General features: G+C 70.9%; 22 protein-coding genes. 12 read left to right on the top strand and 10 right to left on the bottom strand.

Annotated features, from left to right (window positions below):
• Positions 1–280: 280 nt before the first annotated feature.
• The 4 genes from AC3WXD_RS17570 to AC3WXD_RS17585 form a co-directional block, all read right to left on the bottom strand.
• Entirely contained in the window at positions 281–619 is a 339-nt protein-coding gene (locus AC3WXD_RS17570) for a hypothetical protein (RefSeq protein WP_492324299.1), read from the bottom strand.
• A 198-nt stretch (positions 620–817) separates the two neighbouring features.
• Positions 818–2,092: a chloride channel protein gene (locus tag AC3WXD_RS17575; protein WP_492324300.1), complete on the bottom strand. Its 1,275-nt coding sequence runs from the start codon at positions 2,090–2,092 to the stop codon at positions 818–820.
• Entirely contained in the window at positions 2,076–2,480 is a 405-nt protein-coding gene (locus AC3WXD_RS17580) for a DUF3331 domain-containing protein (RefSeq protein ID WP_454733684.1), read from the bottom strand. Before AC3WXD_RS17580 ends, AC3WXD_RS17575 begins: the two co-directional genes overlap by 17 nt.
• A gap of 71 nt (positions 2,481–2,551) precedes the next feature.
• Positions 2,552–3,502, bottom strand: a complete 951-nt coding sequence (locus AC3WXD_RS17585) for a helix-turn-helix domain-containing protein (RefSeq protein WP_059412441.1) — start codon at positions 3,500–3,502, stop codon at positions 2,552–2,554.
• 194 nt (positions 3,503–3,696) lie between these two features.
• Here AC3WXD_RS17585 and AC3WXD_RS17590 point away from each other — a divergent pair, with 194 nt between their 5' ends.
• Positions 3,697–3,819, top strand: a complete 123-nt coding sequence (locus AC3WXD_RS17590; RefSeq protein ID WP_492324301.1) for a hypothetical protein — start codon at positions 3,697–3,699, stop codon at positions 3,817–3,819.
• A 47-nt stretch (positions 3,820–3,866) separates the two neighbouring features.
• Positions 3,867–4,169 (top strand): ArsR family transcriptional regulator, encoded by a 303-nt coding sequence (locus AC3WXD_RS17595; RefSeq protein ID WP_492324302.1) that lies wholly within the window; start codon positions 3,867–3,869, stop codon positions 4,167–4,169.
• Between the two features lie 39 nt (positions 4,170–4,208).
• Here the strand turns inward: AC3WXD_RS17595 and fdhD are convergent, their stop codons facing one another.
• Positions 4,209–5,081 (bottom strand): formate dehydrogenase accessory sulfurtransferase FdhD, encoded by an 873-nt coding sequence (gene fdhD / locus AC3WXD_RS17600; protein WP_454733682.1) that lies wholly within the window; start codon positions 5,079–5,081, stop codon positions 4,209–4,211.
• An 11-nt stretch (positions 5,082–5,092) separates the two neighbouring features.
• Positions 5,093–6,013 carry a bestrophin family protein gene (locus AC3WXD_RS17605; RefSeq protein WP_029043455.1) on the bottom strand — a complete coding sequence of 307 codons (921 nt, stop codon included), beginning with the start codon at positions 6,011–6,013 and terminating at the stop codon, positions 5,093–5,095.
• Positions 6,014–6,269: 256 nt separating this feature from the next.
• On the opposite strand from AC3WXD_RS17605, the gene AC3WXD_RS17610 reads away from it, so the two are divergent.
• Positions 6,270–8,588: an FdhF/YdeP family oxidoreductase gene (locus tag AC3WXD_RS17610; protein WP_492324303.1), complete on the top strand. Its 2,319-nt coding sequence runs from the start codon at positions 6,270–6,272 to the stop codon at positions 8,586–8,588.
• A 23-nt stretch (positions 8,589–8,611) separates the two neighbouring features.
• On the top strand, positions 8,612–9,127 hold the full coding sequence (locus AC3WXD_RS17615) for a nitrate reductase associated protein (RefSeq protein ID WP_020202359.1): 516 nt from the start codon (positions 8,612–8,614) through the stop codon (positions 9,125–9,127).
• 27 nt (positions 9,128–9,154) lie between these two features.
• Here the strand turns inward: AC3WXD_RS17615 and AC3WXD_RS17620 are convergent, their stop codons facing one another.
• A complete protein-coding gene (locus AC3WXD_RS17620) occupies positions 9,155–10,660 on the bottom strand; it encodes a DASS family sodium-coupled anion symporter (protein ID WP_020202358.1) in 1,506 nt (501 codons plus the stop codon).
• A 138-nt stretch (positions 10,661–10,798) separates the two neighbouring features.
• Here AC3WXD_RS17620 and AC3WXD_RS17625 point away from each other — a divergent pair, with 138 nt between their 5' ends.
• From AC3WXD_RS17625 to AC3WXD_RS17640, 4 genes are all read left to right on the top strand, one after another.
• Positions 10,799–10,930, top strand: a complete 132-nt coding sequence (locus AC3WXD_RS17625) for a hypothetical protein (protein ID WP_255359638.1) — start codon at positions 10,799–10,801, stop codon at positions 10,928–10,930.
• 217 nt (positions 10,931–11,147) lie between these two features.
• The gene (locus tag AC3WXD_RS17630; protein ID WP_020202357.1) at positions 11,148–11,786 is read left to right on the top strand and encodes a 2Fe-2S iron-sulfur cluster-binding protein; all 639 of its coding nucleotides are present in this window, start codon (positions 11,148–11,150) and stop codon (positions 11,784–11,786) included.
• A gap of 17 nt (positions 11,787–11,803) precedes the next feature.
• The gene (locus tag AC3WXD_RS17635) at positions 11,804–13,486 is read left to right on the top strand and encodes an FAD-binding protein (RefSeq protein WP_492324304.1); all 1,683 of its coding nucleotides are present in this window, start codon (positions 11,804–11,806) and stop codon (positions 13,484–13,486) included.
• A 19-nt stretch (positions 13,487–13,505) separates the two neighbouring features.
• On the top strand, positions 13,506–14,750 hold the full coding sequence (locus AC3WXD_RS17640; protein WP_020202355.1) for a complex I 51 kDa subunit family protein: 1,245 nt from the start codon (positions 13,506–13,508) through the stop codon (positions 14,748–14,750).
• 18 nt (positions 14,751–14,768) lie between these two features.
• On the opposite strand, the gene AC3WXD_RS17645 is transcribed toward AC3WXD_RS17640, so the two are convergent.
• A complete protein-coding gene (locus tag AC3WXD_RS17645; RefSeq protein ID WP_454733678.1) occupies positions 14,769–15,677 on the bottom strand; it encodes a LysR family transcriptional regulator in 909 nt (302 codons plus the stop codon).
• 104 nt (positions 15,678–15,781) lie between these two features.
• Entirely contained in the window at positions 15,782–16,555 is a 774-nt protein-coding gene (locus tag AC3WXD_RS17650) for an SDR family oxidoreductase (protein ID WP_454733677.1), read from the bottom strand.
• Positions 16,556–16,789: 234 nt separating this feature from the next.
• Between AC3WXD_RS17650 and AC3WXD_RS17655 the strand changes: the two genes are divergently transcribed.
• Entirely contained in the window at positions 16,790–18,163 is a 1,374-nt protein-coding gene (locus AC3WXD_RS17655) for an HdeD family acid-resistance protein (RefSeq protein ID WP_492324305.1), read from the top strand.
• Positions 18,164–18,204: 41 nt separating this feature from the next.
• Here AC3WXD_RS17655 and AC3WXD_RS17660 read toward each other — a convergent pair whose 3' ends face one another.
• Positions 18,205–19,113 carry a LysR family transcriptional regulator gene (locus AC3WXD_RS17660; RefSeq protein ID WP_020202351.1) on the bottom strand — a complete coding sequence of 303 codons (909 nt, stop codon included), beginning with the start codon at positions 19,111–19,113 and terminating at the stop codon, positions 18,205–18,207.
• 219 nt (positions 19,114–19,332) lie between these two features.
• Here AC3WXD_RS17660 and AC3WXD_RS17665 point away from each other — a divergent pair, with 219 nt between their 5' ends.
• The 3 genes from AC3WXD_RS17665 (at position 19,333) to AC3WXD_RS17675 (ending at position 24,653) form a co-directional block, all read left to right on the top strand.
• Positions 19,333–19,998, top strand: coding sequence for a gamma-glutamylcyclotransferase (locus tag AC3WXD_RS17665; protein ID WP_492324306.1), 666 nt, complete (start codon positions 19,333–19,335; stop codon positions 19,996–19,998).
• A 245-nt stretch (positions 19,999–20,243) separates the two neighbouring features.
• Positions 20,244–21,416, top strand: coding sequence for an efflux RND transporter periplasmic adaptor subunit (locus tag AC3WXD_RS17670; protein ID WP_492324307.1), 1,173 nt, complete (start codon positions 20,244–20,246; stop codon positions 21,414–21,416).
• A gap of 27 nt (positions 21,417–21,443) precedes the next feature.
• Positions 21,444–24,653, top strand: coding sequence for an efflux RND transporter permease subunit (locus AC3WXD_RS17675; protein ID WP_492324308.1), 3,210 nt, complete (start codon positions 21,444–21,446; stop codon positions 24,651–24,653).
• The last annotated feature ends 12 nt before the right edge of the window (positions 24,654–24,665 follow it).

Consider the following 24,665-nt stretch of genomic DNA (forward strand, 5'->3'; position numbering starts at 1 on the left):
TTGCTTTGGTTGTGCCTGGCGCGCGCGTTTCGCGCGCGGCGGCGTTGTGATGTGCCGGTGCCCGAGGCATCGGCGGTATCGAAGTACGTGAACATCCCTCATGGATCCCGGCGCGCGGGATTCGACGATCCGTCCCGGTTCTTCTTCTTCTTCCCCGTTCCATGCAAGGCATGCCGGTCATCGGTGCGAGCCGATGCGCCTGGGCACGGTTTCGTGCGGCATGCATATTGACGGTGGATGGCGCCCGGCATCGCGGGCGCCGCCGGTGCCGTCGCGGTGTTCAGGCGTGCGAGTTCTGCTCGTCGGCGGGCGATGCCGACACGCCGCTCTGGTCGCGGCCGGCCAGTTGCAGGCCCGCGAACGGCCGCGGCGGTTGCTCGGTGAAGGCGTCGTACTTGCGGCCGTGCGCGCCGTCCAGGTAGACGTCGCGCTTGTCGTTGCGCGCGCCGTCGGTATAGACGTCGCGCGGCCTGTCGACGTTGAAGCGGTAGCCGTGGCTGTCGCCGGCCTGCGCGCTGGCGCGCGGGTCGGCGGCGTGGGCAAGCGTGGCGCCGAGCGCGCTGGCGGCTAGCAGGGCGGTGGCGAGCAGGCGTCGGGTCAGGATGGTCATGGTGGTCATGGTGGTTCTCCGGTGGGTCGAGGCGTGGTGTCGGCAGGTGTGCCGTCGAGGGGGAACCGCACGATGCCGGCTCCTTGCTGAAAGCATAGAAGCCGCGTTGCGCCGGCGCCTTCGTACGCGAGGTGCGCCGGGCTAGCGCATTGGTAGCGCAGCCCTATCCTTTGGTTTAGCCGGAGATGCGCGCGAAGCTGCGCGCGGCTAGGCCGCGGCCGCCCGCAGGCGGCGCATGCCGGCGGCGCCGAGCCACGCGCCGCACACGCCCAGCGCCACCGGCAGCAGCAAGGCGCCGCCGGGCCGCGTGAACTCGGCGATCAGCACCGCAGCGGTGAGCGGCGCGCGCATCGTGGCGCCGAGGAAGGCCGCGCCGCCGACCAGCGCGAAGGCGCCGGGCGCGGTGCCGGGCCAGGCGAGGGACCAGCCCTCGCCCAGCACGATGGAGAGCAGCGCGCCGATGGCCAGCGCCGGCGTGAGCAGGCCGCCCTGCGCGCCCGCGCGCAGGCTGGTCAGCGTGAAGAGCGCGCGCAGGCCCAGCAGGGCCAGCGCGGCCGTGGCGCCGAAGGCGCCGTCGAAGCCCACCTGCGCCGGCCCCTTGCCGTTGCCCAGCAGCGCGGGAAAGCGCGTGGCGACCAGCCCGATGCAGGCGAAGTTGAGCACGCACAGCAGCGGCAGCCACCAGCCGGCCGCGGCCCGCCGCCGCGCCGCCGCGGTCCAGCGCGCGAACACGGTGCCGAGCGCGCCCAGCAGCGGCCCGGCCAGCGCGGCCCACGCCAGCAGCGCGGGCGTCACCGGATAGTGCGGCACCAGGTATTGCGGATGATTGCCGAGCCCCGCGCGCGCCACCAGCGCGGCCAGGCACGAGGTAGTGAGCGCGGCCAGCACCGCGCGCCAGCCCGCCGTGGCGAGCAGCGCTTCGAGCACGAACACCGCGCCGGCCAGCGGCACGTTGTACACCGCCGCCAGGCCGGCGCCCGCGCCGCACGCCACCAGCAGGCGCGCGTGCGCGGCGGGCAGGGCGAGGCGGCGCGCCAGCACGCCGGCCAGCATCGCGGCCAGCTCGCGCGGCGCCACCTCGCGGCCGAGCGGCGAGCCCAGCGCCACGGTGATGACCTGCAGCAGCGCGTGGCAGGTGGTGGCGAACGGCGGCAGCCAGGCTTCGGCCCGCACCGCGCGCGCGATGCCGCGCAGCGGCTGGCACCAGCGGTACACGGCCCGCCAGCCCGCGCCGGCGACGATGCCGCACAGGCACAGCACCGCCACGCGCCGCGGCGGGGAGGATTGCGTCACGCCTTGCAGGAAGCTCTCGGAAGCCAGCGCGCCGTAGCCGTAGGCGAGGTGCTGCACGAAGTGGAGCAGGGTGGCCACGGCGAGGCCGACCACGCCGCCGGCCACGCCGGTGGCCAGCAGCGCGAGCGGCCAGCGCAGCAGGCCGGCGGCACGCGCCGCGCCGCCGCCGCTGTCACTGCGCGGCGGCATCGAGCACGGTTGCCAGGATCATGGCATCGGCATTGCGCGGGCGCGGGCGGCACGGGCGCGGCTTGTAGATGGCGTCGCCCGGCGCGATGGCCTGCCCGCTCATGGCGCACACGCCGGCCGCGCGCGCGGTGGCGGCGTCCCATTCCTGGTCGCCGTAGCGGCAGTGGGTGGCGTCGCGCCAGGCCAGCGTGGCGGTGCCGGGGCCGGGCCGGTCGATCACGCTGATCAGCGCGCCGTAGTAGCCGCGCGCCGCGCGCGGCGCGGCGTTCGCGCACGGCGGCGCGAGGCCCTCCGCGCGGGCCGACAGCAGGCGCAGGGCCTGCTGCCAGGGATCGGCGGCGCGCGGGGCGGGGGCGCCGCGGTCGATGACGTTGCTGTCGGCTGGCATGTCGACACCTCCGGTTCGGGATGGCCTGGCGCGCGCCGCGCGGCGGCGGCTCATGATGCGCATCATGCGGATCAGGCGGCCTTGCGCTCGAGGCCGCTCTTGACCTTCCAGTTGTAGGGCGTCTCGCCCACGAAGCGCTTGAACACCGTGGTGAAGTGCGACTGCGAGCGGAAGCCGCAGCCCAGCGCCACGTCGAGCATGGTCTGGCCGCTGGCGCCGAGCAGCACCTGGGCCCGCTCGATGCGCCGGCGCAGCAGGTATTCGTGCGGGCGCAGCCCGGTGGCGAGGCGGAACTGCGCGGCGAAATGCATGCGCGTGAGGCCGGCGCTGTCGGCGATGTCGGCCAGGCCGATGGCTTCCGACAGATGGGCGTCGATATAGTCGGTGGCGCGGCGCAGGCGCCACGCGGGCAGCGCGGTCATGTTGCGTCCCCTGGGCGCGGCCTGCTGGAAGTGGCGCGCCACCAGCCGCGAGACGATGGCCAGGCTCACGCTGTCGGTGAAGATGCGGCCCGCGCCGCCGTCCCGCGTCTGCGCCACCGCCAGCGCCTGCCCCAGCCGCTCGAGCGCGCCGTCCTGCACCAGGCGCGGATCGCCGAGCACGATGTCGCCGGCATGCGCGTGGCCGAACAGGTCCTGGTAGCACTCGGCCAGCACCGCCTGCGAGGCGTACAGGTGGAGCACGTCGCTGGGCGCGTCGAAGGTGGCGCGCACCGCCACGCGCGGCGCGGTGACTTGCACCACGCCCGCGGTCACGCGGCCGGACACCACCACGCGGCTGGCGTGCGTGAACGTCAGCGAGGTGCATTTCAGGCTCATGGCGATGCAGTGGTGCGCGTCGTTGCCGGGATGGGCCACCGCGCACGGCGCGCCGGCGCGGCGCGTCCAGCGCGACACCGGCACCACGCCATGCGCCGCGCCGCCGGGCGAGCGCCAGGCGCTTTCCTGGTCGATGGGGCAGCGGGACGGCGCCGGCGCGAGGTCTTCCGGGGCGGGGTGGCACGCGAGCGGGGCATGGAACATGATGGACCTCGATGTGGGTTCTGGATGGGGGCGGGACGTCGGTCCGCGATGGATTCAAGGTATCGCAGCGCCGGGCGGGCCACCAGCCCTACGAACGGTTGCGGGCGGCGTCGGATGGTTTGCGCGATTCATACCTAGGTTTAGCTTGCGGCGCGGCGGGCGCCTGTGCTGCTGACACGGGCGTATGCTGTCTGGTGACCGGCGCGGCCACGCTGGCGTGGGAAAGCCGGCTCAGCTACGCGCTGCTGAACCGCGAGGCGCAGAGCGCGCTCGCGCGCAGCCGCGAGACGCCGGTGCCCGCCATGCCCGACCGCTGAACCGGCCTTCGCATCGACCACCGACCCCGCACGCACACGGAGACGCCATGACCGGCCAGGACCCGCACGCCAACCCGGACCCGGACTGGGACCCCCAGGCGCACACCGCGCTGCTGAGCATCCTCGCGGTGTGCTGGGAGGCCGGCCAGGCCGGCGACGGCCGCGCCATGTCGCTGGCGCGCCTGCGCAAGCGCGCCGGCCTGCCGATGAGCGAGCTGCGGCGCACGCTGGTGGATCTCGAGGAAGGAAACCTGCTGGTCATGCGCATGGAGCCGGACGGCGCCACCGGCACGGTCTGGCTGACCGAGGGCGGCACGGCGCTGTGCAGGGAGCTGTTCGGCGCGGCGTGAGCGCCGCCGCCCGCCACCCCGGTCGTTGCGTGGGGGCGCTCAGCAGTGCGCGAGCGCCTCGCCGGCGAACTCGGAGAGGCTGTCGCGCCGGCAGAAGCTCAGCAGCCGCATGCCGGCCTGCCGCGCGATGCCGATCGCCAGCGAGGTCGGCGCCGAGATCGTGGCCAGCGCCGGAATCTGCATGCGCGCGGCCTTGCGCACGAGTTCGTAGCTGGCGCGGCTGGACATGAAGACGAAACCCTGGCGCAGGTCGGCGCGCGCCAGCGCGAGCTGGCCGATCAGCTTGTCCAGCGCGTTGTGGCGGCCCACGTCTTCCATCACGCGCAGCACGCCGCCGTCCGGCGCGCACCACGCCGCGGCGTGGATGCCGCCGGTCTCGCGCATCAGCGGCTGGCGCGCCGGCAGGTCGCGCGCGGCGCGCCAGACCGCCTCGGGCAGGATCTCGGCGCGGCCCGGCACCGGCGCCAGCGGCGCCGGCGCGAGATCGAGCAGCGCCAGGCTTTCCAGCCCGCACACGCCGCAGCCGGTGCGCCCGGCCAGGCTGCGGCGGCGCTGCTTGAGCAGCAGGAAGGCTTCCTGCGCGATGCGGAGCCGCACCTCGGCGCCGTTCTCATGCATGGCGAGCTCGATGTCGAAGATGTCCGAGGCGGCCCCGACGATGCCCTCGGTCAGCGCGAAGCCCACCGCGAACGCCTCGAGGTCGCGCGGGGTGGTCATCATCACCGCGTGCGAGATGCCGTTGAAGACCAGCGCCACCGGGAATTCCTCGGCCACGCGGTCGCGGCCGGGGCGGGAGAAGCCGGGGCCGTGGCGCACCACCGCGCAGGCGATGCTGCCGGCGCGCTCGCCGCCTTCGTCGTTCTGGCCGCCGGGGCCGCGGCGCGCGGCGGGCGGGTTGGTCGTCTCGGGCATGGCGGGCTTCCTCAGGTCAGGTGGTAGGCGCGCACGGGCGTGGCCGCGGGCGGCAGTTCGAGCTCGCACAGTTCCAGCAGCGAGCGTTCGATGCCGTTCGTGATGGCGTCCAGCGCGAGGTTGTTCGGCGCCAGCCCGAACGGCTCGGCGATGTCGCTGGCGATCGCCTCCAGCGCGATCAGCGTGTACGACACGAAGATGGCGATCAGCGGCGTGGCCATGCCGATGGAGTCGACCAGCCCGAACGGCAGCAGCATGCAGTAGGCGTACACCGTGCGATGGAGCAGCACGCCGTAGGCGAACGGGATCGGCGTGGAGGCGATACGCTCGCAGCCGCCCACCACCTCGCCAAGGCGGTCGAGCTGGCGGTCCAGCATCCACAGCTGGGTGCCGGTGATGCCCAGGCGCCGGTGCGAGGCTGCCAGCGCCGCGCGCAGCGCGTTGAGCTGCGCCACCGGCTTGTACTGCTTGGCGGCCAGCGCCGCCGCCGCGTGCGCGGGCAGCAGGCGCCACAGGTCGGCGGCGGGGCTGGTGCCGCGCAACTGGTGCTTCAGCGCGCAGGCGAAGGCGACGATGCCGCGCGCGAAGGCCGCGCCGTCGAACGCGCCGTCCACCGGCGCGGCGTAGCACAGCGCCTGCGACGCCAGCGTGCGCGAGGCGATGAACAGGTGGCCCCACAGCTTGCGCGCTTCCCAGTAGCGGTCGTAGCTGGCGTTGTTGCGGAACGCCAGGAAGATGGTCAGCGCCACGCCGCACAGGGTGAAGGGAACGGCATTGAGCGGGATCTTCTCGCCCAGCACGCGCCCGCCGGTGGCCACTGCGAGCCCGCTCACCAGCGCCATGAAGACCAGCTGCGGAATGATGTCCTGGAGCACCGAGCCGTTCCAGACGAACAGCATGCGAAACCAGTTCTGCGGGGGGCGGACGATCACGGTGCGGGCCTTGGGGACGGTGGAATGGCGGGTGCGACGGAACAGGGCCGCAGCGTAGCGCGCCGCGCCGCGGCTGTATTCGCGCCGCCCGCGCGTTCTTCCGATTCGCACGGTGGCCGCGTGGTGGCCGCCCGCCGTCCGCGCGGTGCCGTGCGAATCCGACATCGGCGGGCCGCCGCGAAAGCCGCCCGCCGCCGCGCGGACTAACCTGCCGCCACTGACGCAACCGCGCTGTATGGAAACCCGGAGCCTCGCCATGAGCAGCAAGCCGAAAGCACGCATCGAACCCTATACGCACCCCGCCGCCGGCTGGGGCGCGCTCAAGTACGTGGCGATCAACCTGCTCAAGGAGCGGGTGGCCGGCGGCAACTACCGCACGCTGTTCCGCCAGAACCAGCCGGACGGCTTCGACTGCCCGGGCTGCGCGTGGCCCGACCGCGAGCACGCCTCGACCTTCGAGTTCTGCGAGAACGGCGTCAAGGCGGTGGCCGCCGAGGCCACCTCCAAGCGCGCGACGCCGGCGTTCCTGGCGCGCCACACGGTCGAGGCGCTGATGAAGCAGACCGACTACGAGCTGGAGCAGCACGGCCGCCTGACCGATCCGGTGGTCTACGACCCGTCGAGCGACACCTACCGGGCAATCGCCTGGGACGACGCCTTCGCGCTGATCGGCAGCCACCTGCGCGCGCTGCCCGACGCCGACCGGGCCGCGTTCTACACCTCCGGGCGGGCCAGCAACGAAGCCGCCTTCCTGTACCAGCTGTTCGCGCGCGTCTACGGCACCAACAATTTCCCCGACTGCTCCAACATGTGCCACGAGGCCACCAGCCGCGGCATGCCGCTGACCGTGGGCGTGGGCAAGGGCACCGTCACGCTGGACGATTTCGAGCATGCCGACACCATCCTGATCTTCGGCCAGAACCCGGCGACGAACCATCCGCGCATGCTCGGCGAGCTGCGCGAATGCGCCAGGCGCGGCGCTACCCTGGTTTCGATCAACCCGCTGCGCGAGCGCGGCCTGGAGCGCTTCACCAGCCCGCAGCACCCGATGGAAATGCTGACCATGTCGAGCACGCAGATCTGCTCGGTGTTCGTACAGCCTCGCATCGGCGGCGACTACGCGCTCATCAAGGGCGTGGCCAAGCGCGTGGTGGAGCTCGACCACGAGGCCGTGGCCGCCGGCCGGCCGCGCGTGCTCGACACCGGCTTCATCGCCGCCCACACCACCGGCTTCGAGGCGTTCGCGGCCGACCTGCGCGCCGAGCCGTGGGGCGTGATCGAGCGCGAGTCCGGCGTGCCGCGCGAGGACATCGAGGGCCTGGCGCTGATCTACGCGCGCGGCCAGCGCGTGATCTGCACCTGGGGCATGGGCCTGACCCAGCACAAGCATTCAGTGCAGACCATCCAGATGCTCACCAACCTGATGATGCTGCGCGGGAACATCGGCCGCGAGGGCGCGGGCCTGTGCCCGGTGCGCGGCCACTCCAACGTGCAGGGCAACCGCACCGTGGGCATCGAGGAAAAGCCGGCCGCGGCGTTCCTCGACAAGCTCGGCGAGGTGTTCGCGTTCTCGCCGCCGCGCCATCACGGCTACGACGTGGTGGAGACCATCGCGGCCATGCTCGCCGGCAAGGTCAAGGTGTTCGTCGGGCTGGGCGGCAACTTCGCCGCGGCCACGCCGGACACGCCGCGCACCTGGGACGCGCTGCGCTCGTGCGACCTCACCGTGCACATCGCCACCAAGCTCAACCGCAGCCACCTGGTGCACGGCAAGGCCGCGCTGATCCTGCCCACGCTGGGCCGCACCGAGATCGACATGCAGAACGGCGTGGCGCAGGGCGTCACCGTGGAGGACTCGGTGGCGATGGTGCACGTCTCCTACGGCATGAACCGCCCGGCCTCGCCCAACCTGATGTCCGAGACCGCCATCGTCGCGCGCATGGCGCGCGCCACGCTCGGCGACGCGCTGGTGCCGTGGCTGTGGTACGCCGAGGACTACGCGCGCATCCGCGACAAGATCGCGGCGGTGGTGGACGGCTTCGAGGACTACAACGCGCGCATCGCCCACCCGGGCGGCTTCCACCTGCGCGTGGCCGCGCGCGAGCGCGAATGGCACACGCCCTCGGGCAAGGCGGTGTTCCTGGTCAACCCGCTCAGCGCCGACACCCCCATCGCGCGGGCGCGCGCGCAGCACGGCGAGCGCCTGATGACGCTGATGACCACGCGCTCGCACGACCAGTACAACACCACCGTCTACGCGCTGGACGACCGCTACCGCGGCGTGTTCGGCCAGCGCCGCGTGGTCTTCATCAACCGCGACGACCTGGCGCTGCTCGGCTTCGCGGCCGGCGACTGGGTGGACATGACCACGGTCTGGGACGACGGCATCGAGCGCCGCGCCGACGGTTTCCTGCTGGTCGAGTACGATATCCCGCGCGGCTGCATCGGCGCGTATTATCCCGAGACCAACCCGCTGGTGCCGCTGGACAGCGTGGCCGACCTCTGCAACACGCCGACCTCGAAATCCATCCCGGTGCTGCTGCACCGTACCGCCGCGCCGCGCGCGGCCGGCTGACGCGCCTCCAGGAGACCACCACCATGCCCACGGCACCGCAACCCGGCGTCACCTGCTTCGGCTTTCCGGCCGATGCCGAAGCCATGCAGTCCTGGCGCTACATTCCCATGAGCGTGCGCTTCGCGCTCGACCGCGCGGGCGTGACCATCGCGCTGTCGGAGTGGCAGGCGCTGCCGCTGCCCGCGCGCCGGCAGCTGGTGGCGGCGAGCCTGGACAGCGCGCGGGACGAGGATGGTGGTGGAGATGACGGTGACGATGACGGTGGCGGCTTCGGGGCATTGCTCGACGCCGCCATGCGGCAGCACATCGGCCGCGCGCCGGCCGTGCTCGACGCCGCGCCCGATGCGTCGTGGCGCGCGCTCGACGCGCTGCCCGCCGCCGTGCTGGCGCAGTACGCCTGGGCCGGCCTCGCGCCGGCCCCGGCCGAGGCGTGGCGGCGGCTGCCGCCGCTGGCGCGCTACACGCTGGTCAAGATGTCGCGCAAGCCGCGCCCCAACGATGCCTTCGCGCTGGCGCTGGCCGAACTGCGGCTGCTGTAGGCGGCCGCCGGCCGGCCGCTGGCCGGATCACCAGAATCCGAGGATCTTCCACCAGACGCCGCCGATCACGGCGAAGACGATCAGCTCGAACACGCACATCACCGCGCCGGCCCGCCACCACTGTCCCATCGTCACGTAGCCGCTGCCGAAGATGATCGGCGAGGTGCCGGTGGCGTAGTGGGTCAGCGTCATCATGATCGCCGAGCCGGCCGTCATCATCAGCATGAAGGGCGGCACGTAGGGCGGCGGGATCAGGTGCGCGCCCACGGTGAGGAAGGCCAGCATCATCGCGCTGACGTGCGCGGTGGTGCTGGCGAACAGGTAGTGGGAAAACACGAACACCAGCACCAGCACCGAGGCCACCGCGAGCCAGCCCATGCCGCTGGCGGCGATGGCGTCGCGCATGTCCGCCGAGAACCACGCGATCACGCCGAGCTTGTTGAGCTGCTCCGCGAGCATGACCAGCGCGCCGAACCAGATCAGGGTGTCCCAGGCGCTCTTTTCCGAGAGCACGTCGTCCCAGTCGATCGTGCCGGTGATGATCAGCGTGAACAGGCCGAGGAAGGCGACCACGGTCGGGTCGAGGGTGAAGGCCGGGCCGAAGATCATCGCCGGCACGTTGGCCCACAGGAACAGCATCACGGCGAAGACGCCCATCATGACCCGCTCCTTGCCGCTGAGCGGGCCCATGCGCGCGAGCTCGCCCTTGGCGTAGTCGATGGCGTTGGGGGTCGCCTTCAGCTCGGGCGGGTTGAGCACGAAGATGATGAGCGGCATCAGCAGCAGGCACAGCAGGCCGGGCACCAGCATGCACAGCGCCCAGGTGGTCCAGGTCAGGTGCAGCGCCTGGCCGGTGGCCCTGGCCACGTAGTCGACCACCAGCGGGTTGGGCGCGGTCGCCGTCACGAACATGGCCGAGGTGATCGGGTTGGCGTGGTAGTTGACCAGCGCGAGATAGGTGCCGACCTTGCCCTGGGTTCCCTTGGCCGGATCGGAGTCGAAGGCGCCGGCGATGGAGCGCATGATCGGGTGCACGATGCCACCGCCGCGCGCGGTGTTGCTGGGCGTGAACGGCGCCAGCACCAGCTCGCAGATCGCCAGCCCGTAGCCGATGCCGATGGTGCGCTTGCCCAGCAGCGCGATGAACATCAGGCCGATGCGGTTGCCGAGCCCGGTCTTCTTCAGCCCGCGCGAGATCAGCACGGCCACGACGATCAGCCAGATCAGCGGATTGGAGAAGCTGCTCAGGGCATCGGCGATGGCGCCCTTGGACGAGTTCGAGGTCACTTGCGCCAGCGACACGATCACGATGGCCATCATCGCCATCACGCCGATCGGCATCACCTTGAGAATGATGGCGACGATGGTGGTCAGGAAGATGGCCACCAGGTCCCACGCGTTGTCGTTCAGGCCGGCTGGCGTGGGGATGAGCAGCAGCGTGATGAGCACGACCGTGGTGATGATGGCCGGCGTCAGCCGGAAGGGCACCACGGACATGAAGTAGCGATACAGCGCGACTATCCTGGCGAGCATCTTCGAACTCCTCGAGGGATACACAGTGAATGAAGACGGCCGAAGTCCCCGTGCCGGTCGACGCGAACCGTGCCTGCCGGCGGCATGGCGCGCGTTCGAGGCTCAGGCAATCCTGATCGATGGACTTCGCAAGCGGAAGTGAATCTTTTCGACGGAAAGAATAAGAAATCGCGCCGCGATGCCCGCGGCAATGGCACCGGTCTGGTGCGTTTTTCCTGGGTGGCTTTCGGCATCATGTGGACGATCAGGCCGACGAAAATGATGGAATGATGCCATATGTGCCGGACAGGGCGCTCCGCGGCGCGGGTGAGGATGGTGAAAATCAGTGCCGCGCGTGTGGCAGCGGCCCCCCGGAATGGCGCCATCGCGATTCCCCTCTTGCTTGCCTCTTTGCCATAACCGCCATGTGCTATGGTTTATATGATCTTTTAGGCAAGTGCGCCAGCGTGGCGCCGGCGCCGCCAGACAAAATGACAAGGTGCGAAGGATGGTACGTCTGACCATCGAAGGCCACCAGATCGATGCCCCGCCGAACTGCTCCATCCTGCAGGCGTTCCTGCACGCGGGGCAGACGCTCGTGGAGGGCGTCGGCTGCATGGGCCAGGGCGTGTGCGGCTCCTGCCGCGTGCTGGTGCGGCGCGGCGGCGAGCGCGAGGTCAACACCGCGCTTGCCTGCGAGACCCTGATCGAGGAAGGCATGCAGGTGGCCTCGCTCGAGTATTTCACCGCGCCGGTGCGCCACGTCTATCGCCCCGAAGAAGCGGGCGACAGCTGGCATCTGCTGCAATCGATCGGCGAGACTTTCCCCGAAGCCGCGCATTGCCGCCACTGCGGCGGCTGCGACCGCGCGTGCCCGAAGGGGCTCGACGTGCAGCGCGGGGTGAACCTCGCCGTCGAGGGCAAGCTGGCGGAGTCCGGCCGCGTCTTCGACGAATGCGTCATGTGCAATCTCTGCACGCTGGCCTGTCCCGAGCTGATCCGGCCCAACCACCTCGGCCTGTTCGTGCGGCGCATGACTGCGGCACTGTGGCTGCGCCCGGCGAACCTGATGCACCGGCTGCAGCAGATCGAAAGCGGCGAGATGCGGATCGATTTCGACGCGCCGGGCGCGCGCCCGCCACGCTGACCGGACCAACAAATACCATGCTTGCAGGCATTCCCTATGACGAGGCCCGCCAGCGCTACCGGCCCGGCATGACGCCGGCGGTGCGCGGTGCCGGCGGCTCCAATGCGGCGCCCGATGACGATCCCGGCAACGACCCCACCGACGCCCTCCTGAAAGGCTTTCATCCCGACCACGGCCCGGACGCGCGCGTGCCGCTCGCCATCGGCGTGAACCGGGGAGAGCCATGCCAGCCGGATCTGGCGCGCCAGCTGCAGGCCAACGCGCTGATCGACGACGTGGACATCGCGGGGGCCCAGCTCGTGACCACCGACGTGCTGGTGATCGGCGGCGGCGGCGGCGGATGCGCGGCGGCGCTCACGGCGGCGAAAGAGGGCGCGCGCGTCATCCTCGCCACCAAGCTGCGCCTCGGCGACAGCAATACCGTGATGGCCGAAGGCGGCATCCAGGCGGCCGTCGGCGAGGACGACAGCCCCCAGCTGCATTTCGAGGACACGCTGCGCGCCGGCCACTTCCGCGGCGATCCCGAACTCGTCGCGCAGATGGTGATGGACGGCCCCGACGTCATCCGCTGGCTGATCCGGCTCGGCATGACGTTCGACCAGGAGGACGACCGGCCCATCGGCAACCTGCTGCGCAAGAAGCCGGGCGGGGCGTCGGCCGCGCGCATTCTCTCCTACCGCGACTACACCGGGCTCGAACTGATGCGGGTGCTGCGCGAGGCGGTGGACCTGGACCCCGGCATCGAGGTGTGGAACCGGTGCCCGGCGGTCGAGCTGCTGTCCGACGAGCGCGGCAACTGCGCCGGCGCGGTGATCTACAACCTCGAATGGCGCACCTTCGTGCTGGTGCGCGCGCGCGCCGTGATCGTCGCCACCGGCGGCGCGGGACGCCTGCACCTGAATGTGTTCCCGACGTCGAACCACTACGGCGCCACGGCCGATGGCCTGGTGCTGGCCTACCGCATGGGCGCGCGGCTGCGCGAACTCGATTCGTTCCAGTACCATCCCACCGGCATCGCCTACCCCGAGCATCTCGCCGGCGGGCTCATCTCGGAGGCGGCGCGTTCCGCCGGGGCGAAGCTGATCAACGGCGAGGGCGAGCGCTTCGTCGACGAGCTCAAGCCGCGCGACGTCGTGGCCTCGTCGATCCTGCGCGAGTGCGCGCAGGGGCGCGGCATCGTGCGCGGCCAGCAGGTGGGCGTCTTCCTCGACACGCCGACGCTGGAAATGGCGCATCCCGGCATCCTGGCCGAGCGCCTCGTCACGCTGAGCCACCTCGCGCGCCGGTGCGGCCAGGACGCGGCCAGGGAGCCCTTTCTGGTCTATCCGACGCTCCATTACCAGAACGGCGGCGTGGCGGTCGGCAAGGACGGCGCCACGAACGTGGGTGGCCTGTACTGCGTCGGCGAGGTGGCGGGCGGCATCCACGGGCGCAACCGGCTGATGGGCAACGCGCTGCTCGACATCCTGAGCATGGGGCGGCGCGCGGGCGCCAGCGCGGCCGGGTCGTGGCACGGCGCGATGGCCAGCCGCGCGGGCATCGGCCACGTGCATGCCTGGCAGCGCGAACTGACGCTCGCGGGGCTGCCGCTTCACGTCAAGGCGCCGATGCTGTTTCCGGGCTACGCGAATTTCGACCTGCGCGTCGATGCGGGGCTGCATTCCGGCGCGCGGGGCCGCGTGGTCCGCGGGGTCCGGTGAGCGGAGCGGGGGGAGCGCGATGACACAACCGAACCAGGTTCTCCTGAAGGAAGACAACCGGGTCGGCGCCGACCTGGACGCATGGCTCGCGGTCGGCGGCGCGGAGGGGCTCGCGCGGGCGCTGCGCGAGCCGGCGGCCATCATCGGCGAGATCGGGCAGGCCGACCTGCGCGGCATGGGCGGCGCCGGCTTCGCGACGCATCGCAAGTGGGCGCCGGTCGCAGCCGCCCCGGACGGCGACAAGTACATCATCTGCAACGGCAACGAAGACGAGCCGGGCACGTTCAAGGACCGCTTCCTTCTGGAGCACACGCCGCACCAGGTCATCGAGGGCGCGCTCATCGCCGCCGCGGCGTGCCGCGCCAACCATGTCGTGCTGTACGTCAACCCGCACCAGCCGGCATCCCTCGCGGCGACGCGCGCGGCGGTCGGGCAATGGCTGCGGCATCCCCGCTTCGCGGAACTGGAGCGGCTGGTGGGCGGGCCCGTGTCGCTCGAGGTGGTGCCCAGCTCGGGGCTCTACATCGGGGGCGAGGAGACCGCGGTGATCGCCAGCGTCGAGGGGGGCTTCCCGTTCCCGCGCCGCAAGCCGCCCTTTCCGGCCGAGCACGGCGTGCGCGGCGCGCCGACCGTGGTCAACAACGCGGAAACGCTGGCGCACGTTCCCGGCATCCTGCGCCACGGCGCGCAGTGGTACCGGGACCTCGGCGTCGGCAATGCCGCGGGAACCAAGCTCTTTTCGCTCTCGGGGGACGTGCTGCGCCCCGGCCTGTACGAGCTGCCGATGGGCACGAGCCTCGAGTCGCTCGTGTTCGAGCATGGCGGCGGCATGCTGCAGGGCAAGGAGTTCAAGGCGGTGTTCACCGGCGGCCCCTCGAACACGCTGCTGACGAAACGCGATCTCGACGTCGCGCTCGATTTCGACTCGGTCAGGCTGCGGCGCTCGCGGCTGGGCACCGGCGCCATGATCGTGGTGTCGGAAGGCACCAGCATCGTGCGCAAGGTGGCCGAGTACGTGAGCTTCTTCGCCCAGGGCTCGTGCGGCCAGTGCCCGCCATGCAAGGGCGGCACCTTCCAGCTGATGCGGCTGCTCAACCGGATCGATACCGGCCGGGGCGTGCATGCCGACCTGGAGGCGCTGGAGAACCTGTGCAGCATCCTGCCGGGCAGCGGGCGCTGCGGCCTGATCGACGGCGCCGTGACGGTCGTGGAGAGTTCGCTGCATCAGTTCCGCGAGGAATACGAGGCGCCGCTGACGGCATAGGCGCGTGCGGCGCCCGATTCAGTCGTCCAGGTGCGGGCGGATCAGTTCCTCGAACCACTGCGCGAACATGTCCAGCCGCCGCGAGCGCTGGCGCCGGTGCGGATAGAGCAGCGACACCGGCATGGCGGCGGCGCGGTGGCCGGGCATGACCTCGGCCAGTTCGCCGGCGTCGAGCAGGTACTGCACGTCGAAGCGCGGGATCTGGATCAGGCCCAGCCCGGCCAGGCAGCAGGCGATATAGCTCTCGACGTTGTTCGCGATCACGCGGCTGGGCACCTCGATGGTGTGGGTGGCGCCGTCGCGCGCGGCGTATTCCCACGGCAGTTCGCGCCCGGTCCGCGGCGAGGCGTAGCCCACCGCCCAGTGGCCGTGCGCGAGGTCGCCGGGCTGGGCGGGCTCGCCGTGCTCGCGCAGGTAGGCCGGGCTGGCGCAGTTGACCAGGGCGACGTGGCCGAGCGGCCGCACCACCAGGCTGCTGTCGTGCGGCGTGCCGAAGCGCACCGCGCAGTCCACGCCTTCCTGCGCCAGGTCGATGGCGCGGTCGCTCGAGCCCAGCGACAGCTGCAGCCGGGGATGGCGGCGCAGCAGGCCGGGCAGCGCGGGCGCGATCAGGCGGCGGGCGATGCGGCTGGGCGCGTCGATGCTGAGCCGGCCCGACAACTGCCGCCCGCCGGCGTGGAACAACTGGTCGATGCTCTCCACCTCGGCCATCAGCGGGCGCAGGCGCTCGAGCAGTTGCTCGCCGTCGGTGGTCAGCCGCACGTGGCGCGTGGTCCGGTGCAGCAGCCGCACGCCGACCTGCGCCTCCAGTTGCTGGATCGCCGCGGATACCGACGCGCGCGGCAGCTCCAGCGCATGCGCGGCCTTGATGAAGCTGCCCATCTCCGCCACCTGGGCGAACACGCGGTACTGGTCGAATCTATCCATGTGGCCGGCTCGCTGCCATCGACTGCCTCTCCCTGCCATCTGTTGCAACCGCCGCCGTGCCGGCCCGGCGGCGGGTGCGTCCGCCTGGCGGCTTACTTGGTGGCTTACTTGGTCGTGTAGCCGCCGTTGATCAGGATGGTCTGCCCGGTGATCCACCAGCCGTCGCTGACCAGATGGCGGATGAACGGCACCACGTCCGCGATGTCGGTCAGGCCGGTCCTGGAGAACGGCGACAGCGCCGCGGCCGTCTTGTGGTAGGCCACCGCGTCCTCGCCCTCGGCCGGATAGAAGAACGGCGTATCCATCGGGCCGGGCCCCACCGCCGTGACCGAGATCCCGCGCGCGCCGAATTCCTTGGCCGCCGCGCGCGTGAAATGCTCCACCGGCGCCTTGGTGCCGGCATAGGAAGCATAGTATGGCGTGAACGCGCCCAGCAGCGAAGTCACCAGCGTCACGATCTTGCCGTTGTCGTTGAGGTGCCGGCCCGCTTCCTGCAGGAACAGGAAGGCGGCCTTGGCGTTGACCGCCGCCATCTCGTCGTACTCGGCCTCGGTGATCTCCACCAGCGGTTTCTTGAGCACCTTGCCGACCGTGTTGATGGCGATGTCCGGCCTGCCCACGGCGGCAATGGCGTCGGCGAACAGCTTGCCCGTGGCCGCGGCGGTGGTCAGGTCGGCCTGCAGCGCCACGGCCTGCGCGCCGGCGGCCCGGATGGCGGCCACGGTCTGGTCGGCGTCGGCCTTCGAGGCGGCGCTGTTGTAGTGGATGGCCACCGCCCTGGCGCCCTGCGCGGCGAGGTCGCGGGCAATCAGGCCGCCGAGGTTCTTGGCGCCGCCGGCGATCAGCGCGACCTTGCCCTTGATGGAATGGTCTGCCATGCACGTCTCCTTCATGGGTTGACAGGGCATCCAGCTTAAGCGCCCGGCGGCGGCGGATAAACCGTCCCGGCCTGGATGGATTATCCAGAATATCCGCCCAATCGGGCCGCGCCGCGGGCGTGCCGATTGATGGTATTTTCGAGGCTGCGCGGCGCGCGGCAACGGCAACGGCAACGGCAACGGCGCCGGGACGGCGACAGATACGAAAAACGACAAACACAGAAAAGGGGAATCATGGTCCGGCTGATGCTGCTGCTGCTTGGCGTCGATTATCTGCGCAAGCGCGCCCGCGCGATCCTGGCGATCGGCATTCTGTGGCTGATCGCGGGCATCGTGGTGTTCATCGACGCGCTCGACGGCGCCGCCTATTTCCCGATCGATGTCTTCGCCTGGCTGTTCCTCGCCGAGGGGCTGGCCACGCTGGCGGTGGCGTGGACCGGCGTGGGCGGCCAGCGCGTGCTGCGCTACGTCAAGGGCTTCGCCGTGGTCGGCGCGGCGATCCTGATCCTGGCCGGCCATCACCACGGCAACTTCCTGCTGTCGATGATTTTCGGCACGCTGTTCCTGGTCGACGGCCTGCTCCAGTGCATCTCGGCGTGGGTGGTGCGCTACCGGCGCTGGAAGGCCGCGTTCTCGTGGGGCTGCGCGGAGATCCTGCTGGCGATCTTCTTCTACCAGCCGTTCCCGACCCACTACGTCGGCACGCTGCCGTACTGCCTCGGGCTGTTCCTGTTCTTCGGCGGGCTGAACCTGGTCACGCTGGCCACGCGCGTGCGCCGGCTGGCGCGCAACCCGGCGCTGAACCGCGCCAGGCATCCCGCCGTCGAGCCCGACCGGGCCGAGCCCGGCGCCGGGCCGGTGTTCGCCGAGGCCGGCTGGGACGGCCCGCCCGGCGACGAGGAGCACGCGCTGACGGTCCATGTCTGGACGCCGGCCGGCTCGTCCAAGGCGCCGGTGCTGCGCCACCCGATCATCGGCCGCTACATCGCGGCGGTCGACGTGAACGGCGTCATCTCGACCGGCCACGCCGCGCTGGAGTCGCCCGAGGGCATCTACATCAGCCTCTATCCGGGCGTGGAGATCGACCGCTCGCCGGACGAGTTCGGCCGCATCCTGCGGGCCACGCAAGAGAACGACGTGCCGGGCGAGTTCCAGCCTGACTACGCCACCGAGTCGCGCGCCTGGTGCCCGTCGACGGTGCGCGTGCGCATCCGCAACTACGACCCGGGCAAGCTGAGCGCGTTCTGGGAGCGCTACCGCGCCGACACCACCTACAACCTCACGCACCGCAACTGCTCCAGCACGGTGTCGAACGCGCTCGAGGCCGCGCTCGAAGGCGCCGCGGCCCGCTTGCGCGGCGGCCGCGCCGGCTGGGCGAGCTTCTTCCGCATCCTGGCCACGCCCGAGCTGTGGGTGGCCGCGCAGATCCGCAAGCGCGCGGTCACGATGGCGTGGACGCCGGGGCTCACGCTCGACTACGCGCGCGCGCTCAGCATGCTGGCCGACCCGCGGCCGTTCGCGTGGTGGAAGGTCGCGCGCCGCGCGCTGGACCTGATGCGGCAGCGGCGCAAGGAGTGGCGCGCGCAGGATTCGCAGGCCGCTTCCTGATTGCCGCCGGCGCGACCGGCAGCGCCGCGCGCCGGCGCGGCCTATTGCGGCTGCCGCAGGTAGTCCACGAGATGGTTGAGCACCGCGCGCGTCTTGGCCGGCATGCGCAGGCCGAGCGGGATCATCGCGTGCACGGGCGGGCCGGGCACGTCCGCGTCCGGCAGCACGTGGCGCAGCCGGCCCGCGTCGACGTGGGGCCGGGCCACGCGGTCGTGGATCTGGGTCAGGCCGAAGCCGTTGATCGCGGCGTCCACCAGTGCCTGGCCGTCCGCCAGCGCCAGCACCGGGTTGGGGGAAATCTCGCGCACGTGCGCGCCGTCCGCCACGCGCCACGGCCGCAGCCGGCCCGACGGGCCGCGGAAGACGATGGCATCGTGCCCCGACAGGTCCGCCACCGAGCGGATCTCGCCGTGCCGCGCGAGGTAGTCGGGCGAGGCGTACAGGCCCTGGCGCAGGTCGCATAGCTTGCGCACCGTCATCTCGCTGTCGGCGGGCAGCTCGCCGATGCGCACCACGATGTCCCAGCCTTCGGCCACCGGGTCTGACATGCGGTCGTTGAGCGCCAGCTCGAAGGTGAGCCTGGGATGGTGCCGGCGCAGTGCCGCCAGCGCCGGGAACAGCAGCCGGCCGAAGCCCGCCGGCAGGTCCAGGCGGACCTTGCCGATCGGCTCGGCGCGGCGCGCCGCCAGCGCCTGTCCGGCTTCGCGCAGTCCCTCCAGCGCGGACTCGGCGGCCATCAGGTAGGTCTCGCCGTCCTCGGTCAGCCGCACCGCGCGCGTGGTGCGCTGGAACAGGCGCGTGCCAAGCGTGGCCTCCAGCCGCTGCACGGACTTGCCGACATTCGACTTGCTGGTTCCCAGACCCTCGGCGGCGCGCGTGAAGCTGCCGCTGTGCGCGACCGCGACGAACGCTTCTATGTCGGCGACGGAGGCATCGATGCGCTCGGACATTGTTTCCGCTCCGGAGACAAAGAATCGCACTCTAGCATGTTTATCGAGCGTGGGCGGACAGCCACAATGCCCTCGCCGATGCCTGCCTGCGCGCTGCCGGACGCCGCGAAACGGGCGGGCCCGCCTGCCTGTCCCGCGGCGGGCTCGCTGCGGATTCGCCACGAATTCGCGGCCGGATTGCCGGCGCGCGCGCATGGTACGGCAGTACAGGAAAAACGCATGCTCACCAGAGAAACCATCAATTCCGGCGCTTACCTCGGCAGCTTCGGCCTGCCGCGGGAGGTCGCCTGGACCCAGGACCAGATCGAGGCCTCGCTGGCCGAAACCATGCGGGCGCGGCCCGCCGGCGCGGACGTCTGGGTCTTCGCCTATGGCTCGCTGATGTGGAACCCGCTGCTGGATTTCGACCGGCGCGAGATCGCCACCTTGCACGGCTGGCGCCGCAGCTTCTGCCTGCGCATGACCGCCGGGCGCGGCTCGCCCGAGGTGCCGGGCCGCATGCTGGCGCTGGAAGCCGGCGGCAGCACGCACGGCATGGCCCTGCGGCTGGCCGCCGCCACGCTCGAGGAAGAACTGCGCGTGCTGTGGATCCGCGAGATGGTCACGGGCTCCTACCTGCCGACCTGGGCGCCGCTGACGCTGGCCGACGGCACCGGCACCGCCGCCATCGCCTTCGTCGCCAACCCCGCGCGGCCGCAGTACGAGCCGGACGCTAGCGTCGCCACGGTGGCCTCGATCATCGCCGCCGCCTCGGGGGCGTTCGGCTCCAACGCGGACTACGTGCTCGCGCTCGAACGCGCGCTGTCCGAGTGCGCGCTGGCGGACGGCTACATCGAGGCCCTCGCCGCGGCCCTGCGGCGTGAGGCGCCGGCCGCCGCGCGCTGACGCCGGCTGCGTCGGCTGACGCCGGGGTGGCGACACGCACGAAAACCGTGGCTTCGCACGCGCAAATTGTCTCCTTGACGGATACAAAGTTCGCAAGAAAGCCATCTTTATCCGCCCGCTGGCGGTAGCCATACTGGGTTCCATCGGTCCGCCCTGGGGGGCATGCCCGCAGGCAGCGCCGGATTCGCCAGGACCCGCTCGGACCCAACTGATCGCTCGATTCCAAAGGAAAAGGAGTTTCAACCATGACCGCCAACCGCAAGAGGCTGTCCGTCGCGCTGGGCACGGTGTTCGCGCTCGGCGTCGCCAGCCTGGCCGCCACCCGGGGCTTCGAACCCGTCGCGTCCGCCCAGGCGGACGCGCCCGCGCCGGCCGCCGAGGTCGACGTGGCCACCGTCGTCAGCGACTCGATCGTCGAGTGGCAAAACTACTCGGGCCGCCTCGAGGCCATCGACAAGGTGGACATCCGCCCGCTGGTGCCGGGCAAGATCGTGGCCGTGTATTTCAGGGACGGCCAGCTGGTGAAGAAGGGCGACGCGCTTTTCACCATCGACCCGCGCCCCTACGTGGCCGAGGTCGACCGCGCCGCCGCGCAGGTGGCCGCCGCCGAGGCGCGCGCCAGCTACGCCAGCAGCGACGCGGCGCGCGCCGACCGCCTGATCGGCAGCAACGCCATCGCGCGGCGCGACTACGACGAGAAGCAGAACGCCGCGCGCGAGGCCGGCGCTACGCTCAAGGCGGCGCGCGCCGCGCTCGAAGCCGCCCGCGTCAACCTGTCGTACACCGAAGTCACCGCGCCGGTGGCGGGCCGCGTGTCGCGCGCCGAGCTGACCGTGGGCAACATCGTCTCCACCGGCGCGAGCGCGCCGCTGCTGACCACGCTGGTCTCGGTGGCGCCGATCTACGCCGCCTTCGACGTCGACGAGCAGACCTACCTGCGCTACATGCGCAACACCGGCAGGCAGGCCGTGCCGGTGGAGCTGGGCCTGGCCGACGAGAGCGGCTACTCGCGCCGCGGCACCGTGGTCTCGGTGGACAACCGCCTGGACACCTCGTCCGGCACCATCCGCGTGCGCGCCCGCATCGACAACGAGGACGGCTCGCTGGTGCCGGGCCTCTATGCGCGCGTCAGGGTCGGCGGCGGCGAGCCGCACCCGGCGGTGATGATCGACGACGGCGCGGTCGGCACCGACCAGGCCCGCAAGTTCGTGCTGGTGGTCGACAAGGACAGCCGCGTGCAGTACCGCGAGATCCGGCTCGGCGCCATGCACGACGGCCTGCGCGTGGTGGCCTCGGGCCTGAAGCCCGACGAGAAGATCGTCGTCAACGGGGTGCAGCGCGTGCGCCCCAACGACCCCGTCAAGGCCAATCCGGTCAGGATGGTCGACGCCACGCGCGCCACCGGGCCGGCGGCCTGATCCGTCGGCCTACGTCGAGAGCGCATCATGAACATCTCCAAATTCTTCATCGACCGCCCCATCTTCGCGGGCGTGCTGTCGATGGTCATCCTGCTGGCGGGGCTGATCGCCCTGACCAAGCTGCCCACGGCCGAATATCCCGAGGTGGTGCCGCCGTCGGTGGTGGTGCGGGCGCAGTATCCCGGCGCCAACCCGAAGGTGATCGCCGAAACCGTGGCCGCGCCGATCGAGGAGCAGATCAACGGCGTGGAAAGCATGCTGTACATGCAGTCGCAGGCCAACAGCGACGGCAAGATGACCACCACGGTCACGTTCAAGCTGGGCACCGACCCGGACAAGGCGCAGCAGTTCGTGCAGACGCGCGTGGCGCAGGCGCTGCCGCGCCTGCCCGAGGACGTGCAGCGCCTGGGCGTGACCACGGTCAAGTCCTCGCCGACGCTGACGATGGGCGTGAACATCGCCTCGCCCAACGGCCGCTATGACCTGACCTACCTGCGCAACTACGCGCTGATCAACGTCAAGGACCGCCTGGCGCAGGTGCCCGGCGTGGGCGAGGTGGTGATGTGGGGCTCGGGCGACTACTCGATGCGGGTCTGGCTGGACCCGCAGAAGGTGGCGCGCCAGAACATGACCGCCACCGACGTGGTCAAGGCCATCCGCGAGCAGAACGTGCAGGTCGCCGCCGGCATCGTCGGCGCCTCGCCGATGGACGCGGGCGTGCCGACGCAGCTGAGCATCAACGCGCGCGGCCGCCTGAAGACGGAAGAAGAGTTTCGCGACATCATCCTCAAGACCTCGGCCGACGGCGCCGTCACGCGCCTGTCGGACGTGGCGCGCGTCGAGCTGTCCGCCTCCGAGTTCGCGCTGCGCGGGCTGATGGACAACCAGCAGGCGGTGCAGCTCATCATCTTCCAGCAGCCCGGCGCCAACTCGCTGCAGATCTCCGACGACGTGCGCAAGATCATGGACGAGCTGCAGAAGGACATGCCCGACGGCGTCAGGTCCGAGATCGTCTACGACCCGACCCGCTTCGTGCGCGAGAGCATCGACGCGGTGGTGCACACGCTGTTCGAGGCCATCGCCCTGGTGGTGCTGGTGGTGATCCTGTTCCTGCAGACCTGGCGCGCCTCGCTGATCCCGCTGCTGGCGGTGCCGGTGTCGATCGTCGGCACGTTCTCGCTGATGCTGGCCTTCGGCTACACCATCAACGCGCTGTCGCTGTTCGGCATGGTGCTGGCGATCGGCATCGTGGTGGACGACGCCATCGTGGTGGTGGAGAACGTCGAGCGCAACATCGCCGAGGGGCTGTCGCCGCGCGACGCGACCTACAAGGCCATGCAGGAGGTGAGCGGCCCCATCATCGCCATCGCGCTGACGCTGATCGCGGTGTTCGTGCCGCTGGCCTTCATGAGCGGCCTGACCGGCCAGTTCTACCAGCAGTTCGCCATGACCATCGCCATCTCGACGGTGATCTCGGCCTTCAACTCGCTGACGCTGAGCCCGGCGCTGGCCGCGCTGCTGCTCAAGGACCACCACGCGCCCAAGGACCGCCTGACGCGCATCATGGACGCGGCATTCGGCAAGTTCTTCGCCGCCTTCAACAAGGTCTTCCAGCGCGGCTCGGCATCGTATGGCCGCGGCGTGGGCGGCGTCATCAACCGCAAGATGATGATGTTCGTGGTCTACGGCCTGCTGCTCGGCGGCGCCGTGCTGATGGGCAAGGTCGTGCCCGGCGGCTTCATCCCGGCGCAGGACAAGGACTACCTGGTCAGCATCGCGCAGCTGCCGCCGGGCGCCTCGCTCGACCGCACCGACGCGGTGGTGCGCCAGATGGGCGACATCGCCCTGAAGCAGCCCGGCGTGGTCCACCTGCCGCAGTTCCCGGGCCTGTCGGTCAATGGCCTGACCAACTCGTCGAGCAGCGGGCTGGTGTTTCCGGTGCTCAAGCCGTCGAAGGAGCGCGGCAAGGGCGAATCCGCGGCGGACATCGCCGCCGCGCTGAACGCCAGGTATGCGCACATCAAGGGCGCGCAGATCGGCACCTTCCCGCCGCCGCCGGTGCAGGGCCTCGGCACGCTGGGCGGCTTCAAGTTCCAGCTCGAGGACCGCGGCGCGCTCGGCTACGAAGCGCTCAACGACGCCACGCAGAAGTTCCTGGCCGCCGCCGCCAGGGCGCCCGAGCTGGGCCCGGCCTTCACCAGCTTCCAGATCAACGTGCCGCAGCTGGACGTGGACCTGGACCGGGTCAAGGCCAAGCAGCTCGGCGTGTCGATCACCGACGTGTTCGACACCATGCAGATCTACCTCGGCTCGCTGTACGTGAACGACTTCAACAAGTTCGGCCGCGTCTACCAGGTGCGCGCCCAGGCCGACCAGCAGTTCCGCGCCACCGCGGCGGACGTGCTGCAGCTCAAGACCCGCAACGCCGCCGGCGAGATGGTGCCGCTGTCGTCGCTGGTCAAGGTGACGCCCACCTACGGCCCGGAAATGGTGGTGCGCTACAACGGCTTCACCGCCGCCGACATCAACGGCGGTCCCGCGCCCGGCTATTCGTCGGGGCAGGCCAAGGCGGCGGTCGAGCGCATCGCGGCCGAGGTGCTGCCGCGCGGCATCAAGCTGGAATGGACCGACCTGACCTACCAGCAGATCCTGACCGGCAACGCCGCGCTGTGGGTGTTCCCGATCAGCGTGCTGCTGGTGTTCCTGGTGCTGGCCGCGATGTACGAAAGCCTGACGCTGCCGCTGGCCATCCTGCTGATCGTGCCGATGAGCATCCTGTCGGCGCTGCTGGGCGTGTGGCTGACCAGGGGCGACAACAACATCTTCACGCAGATCGGCCTGATGGTGCTGGTCGGGCTGTCGGCCAAGAACGCGATCCTGATCGTGGAGTTCGCGCGCGAGCTGGAGATGCAGGGCCGCACCATCGTGCAGGCCGCGATCGAAGCCAGCCGCCTGCGCCTGCGCCCGATCCTGATGACCTCGTTCGCGTTCATCATGGGCGTGATTCCCCTGGTGACGTCGACCGGCGCGGGTTCGGAAATGCGCCGGGCGATGGGCATCGCGGTGTTCTTCGGCATGCTCGGCGTGACGCTGTTCGGGCTGATGCTCACGCCGGTGTTCTACGTGGCGCTGCGCAAGATGGCCGGCGGCAGGCCGCTGGTGGACAAGCATCACGCCCACACGCAACCGCTGCACGCCGGGCACGCGCCGGCGGTGCCCGTGGCTTCAGCCGAGTAAGGATCAGGGAGA

This window comes from Cupriavidus sp. FW216-B1 (assembly GCF_058789195.1).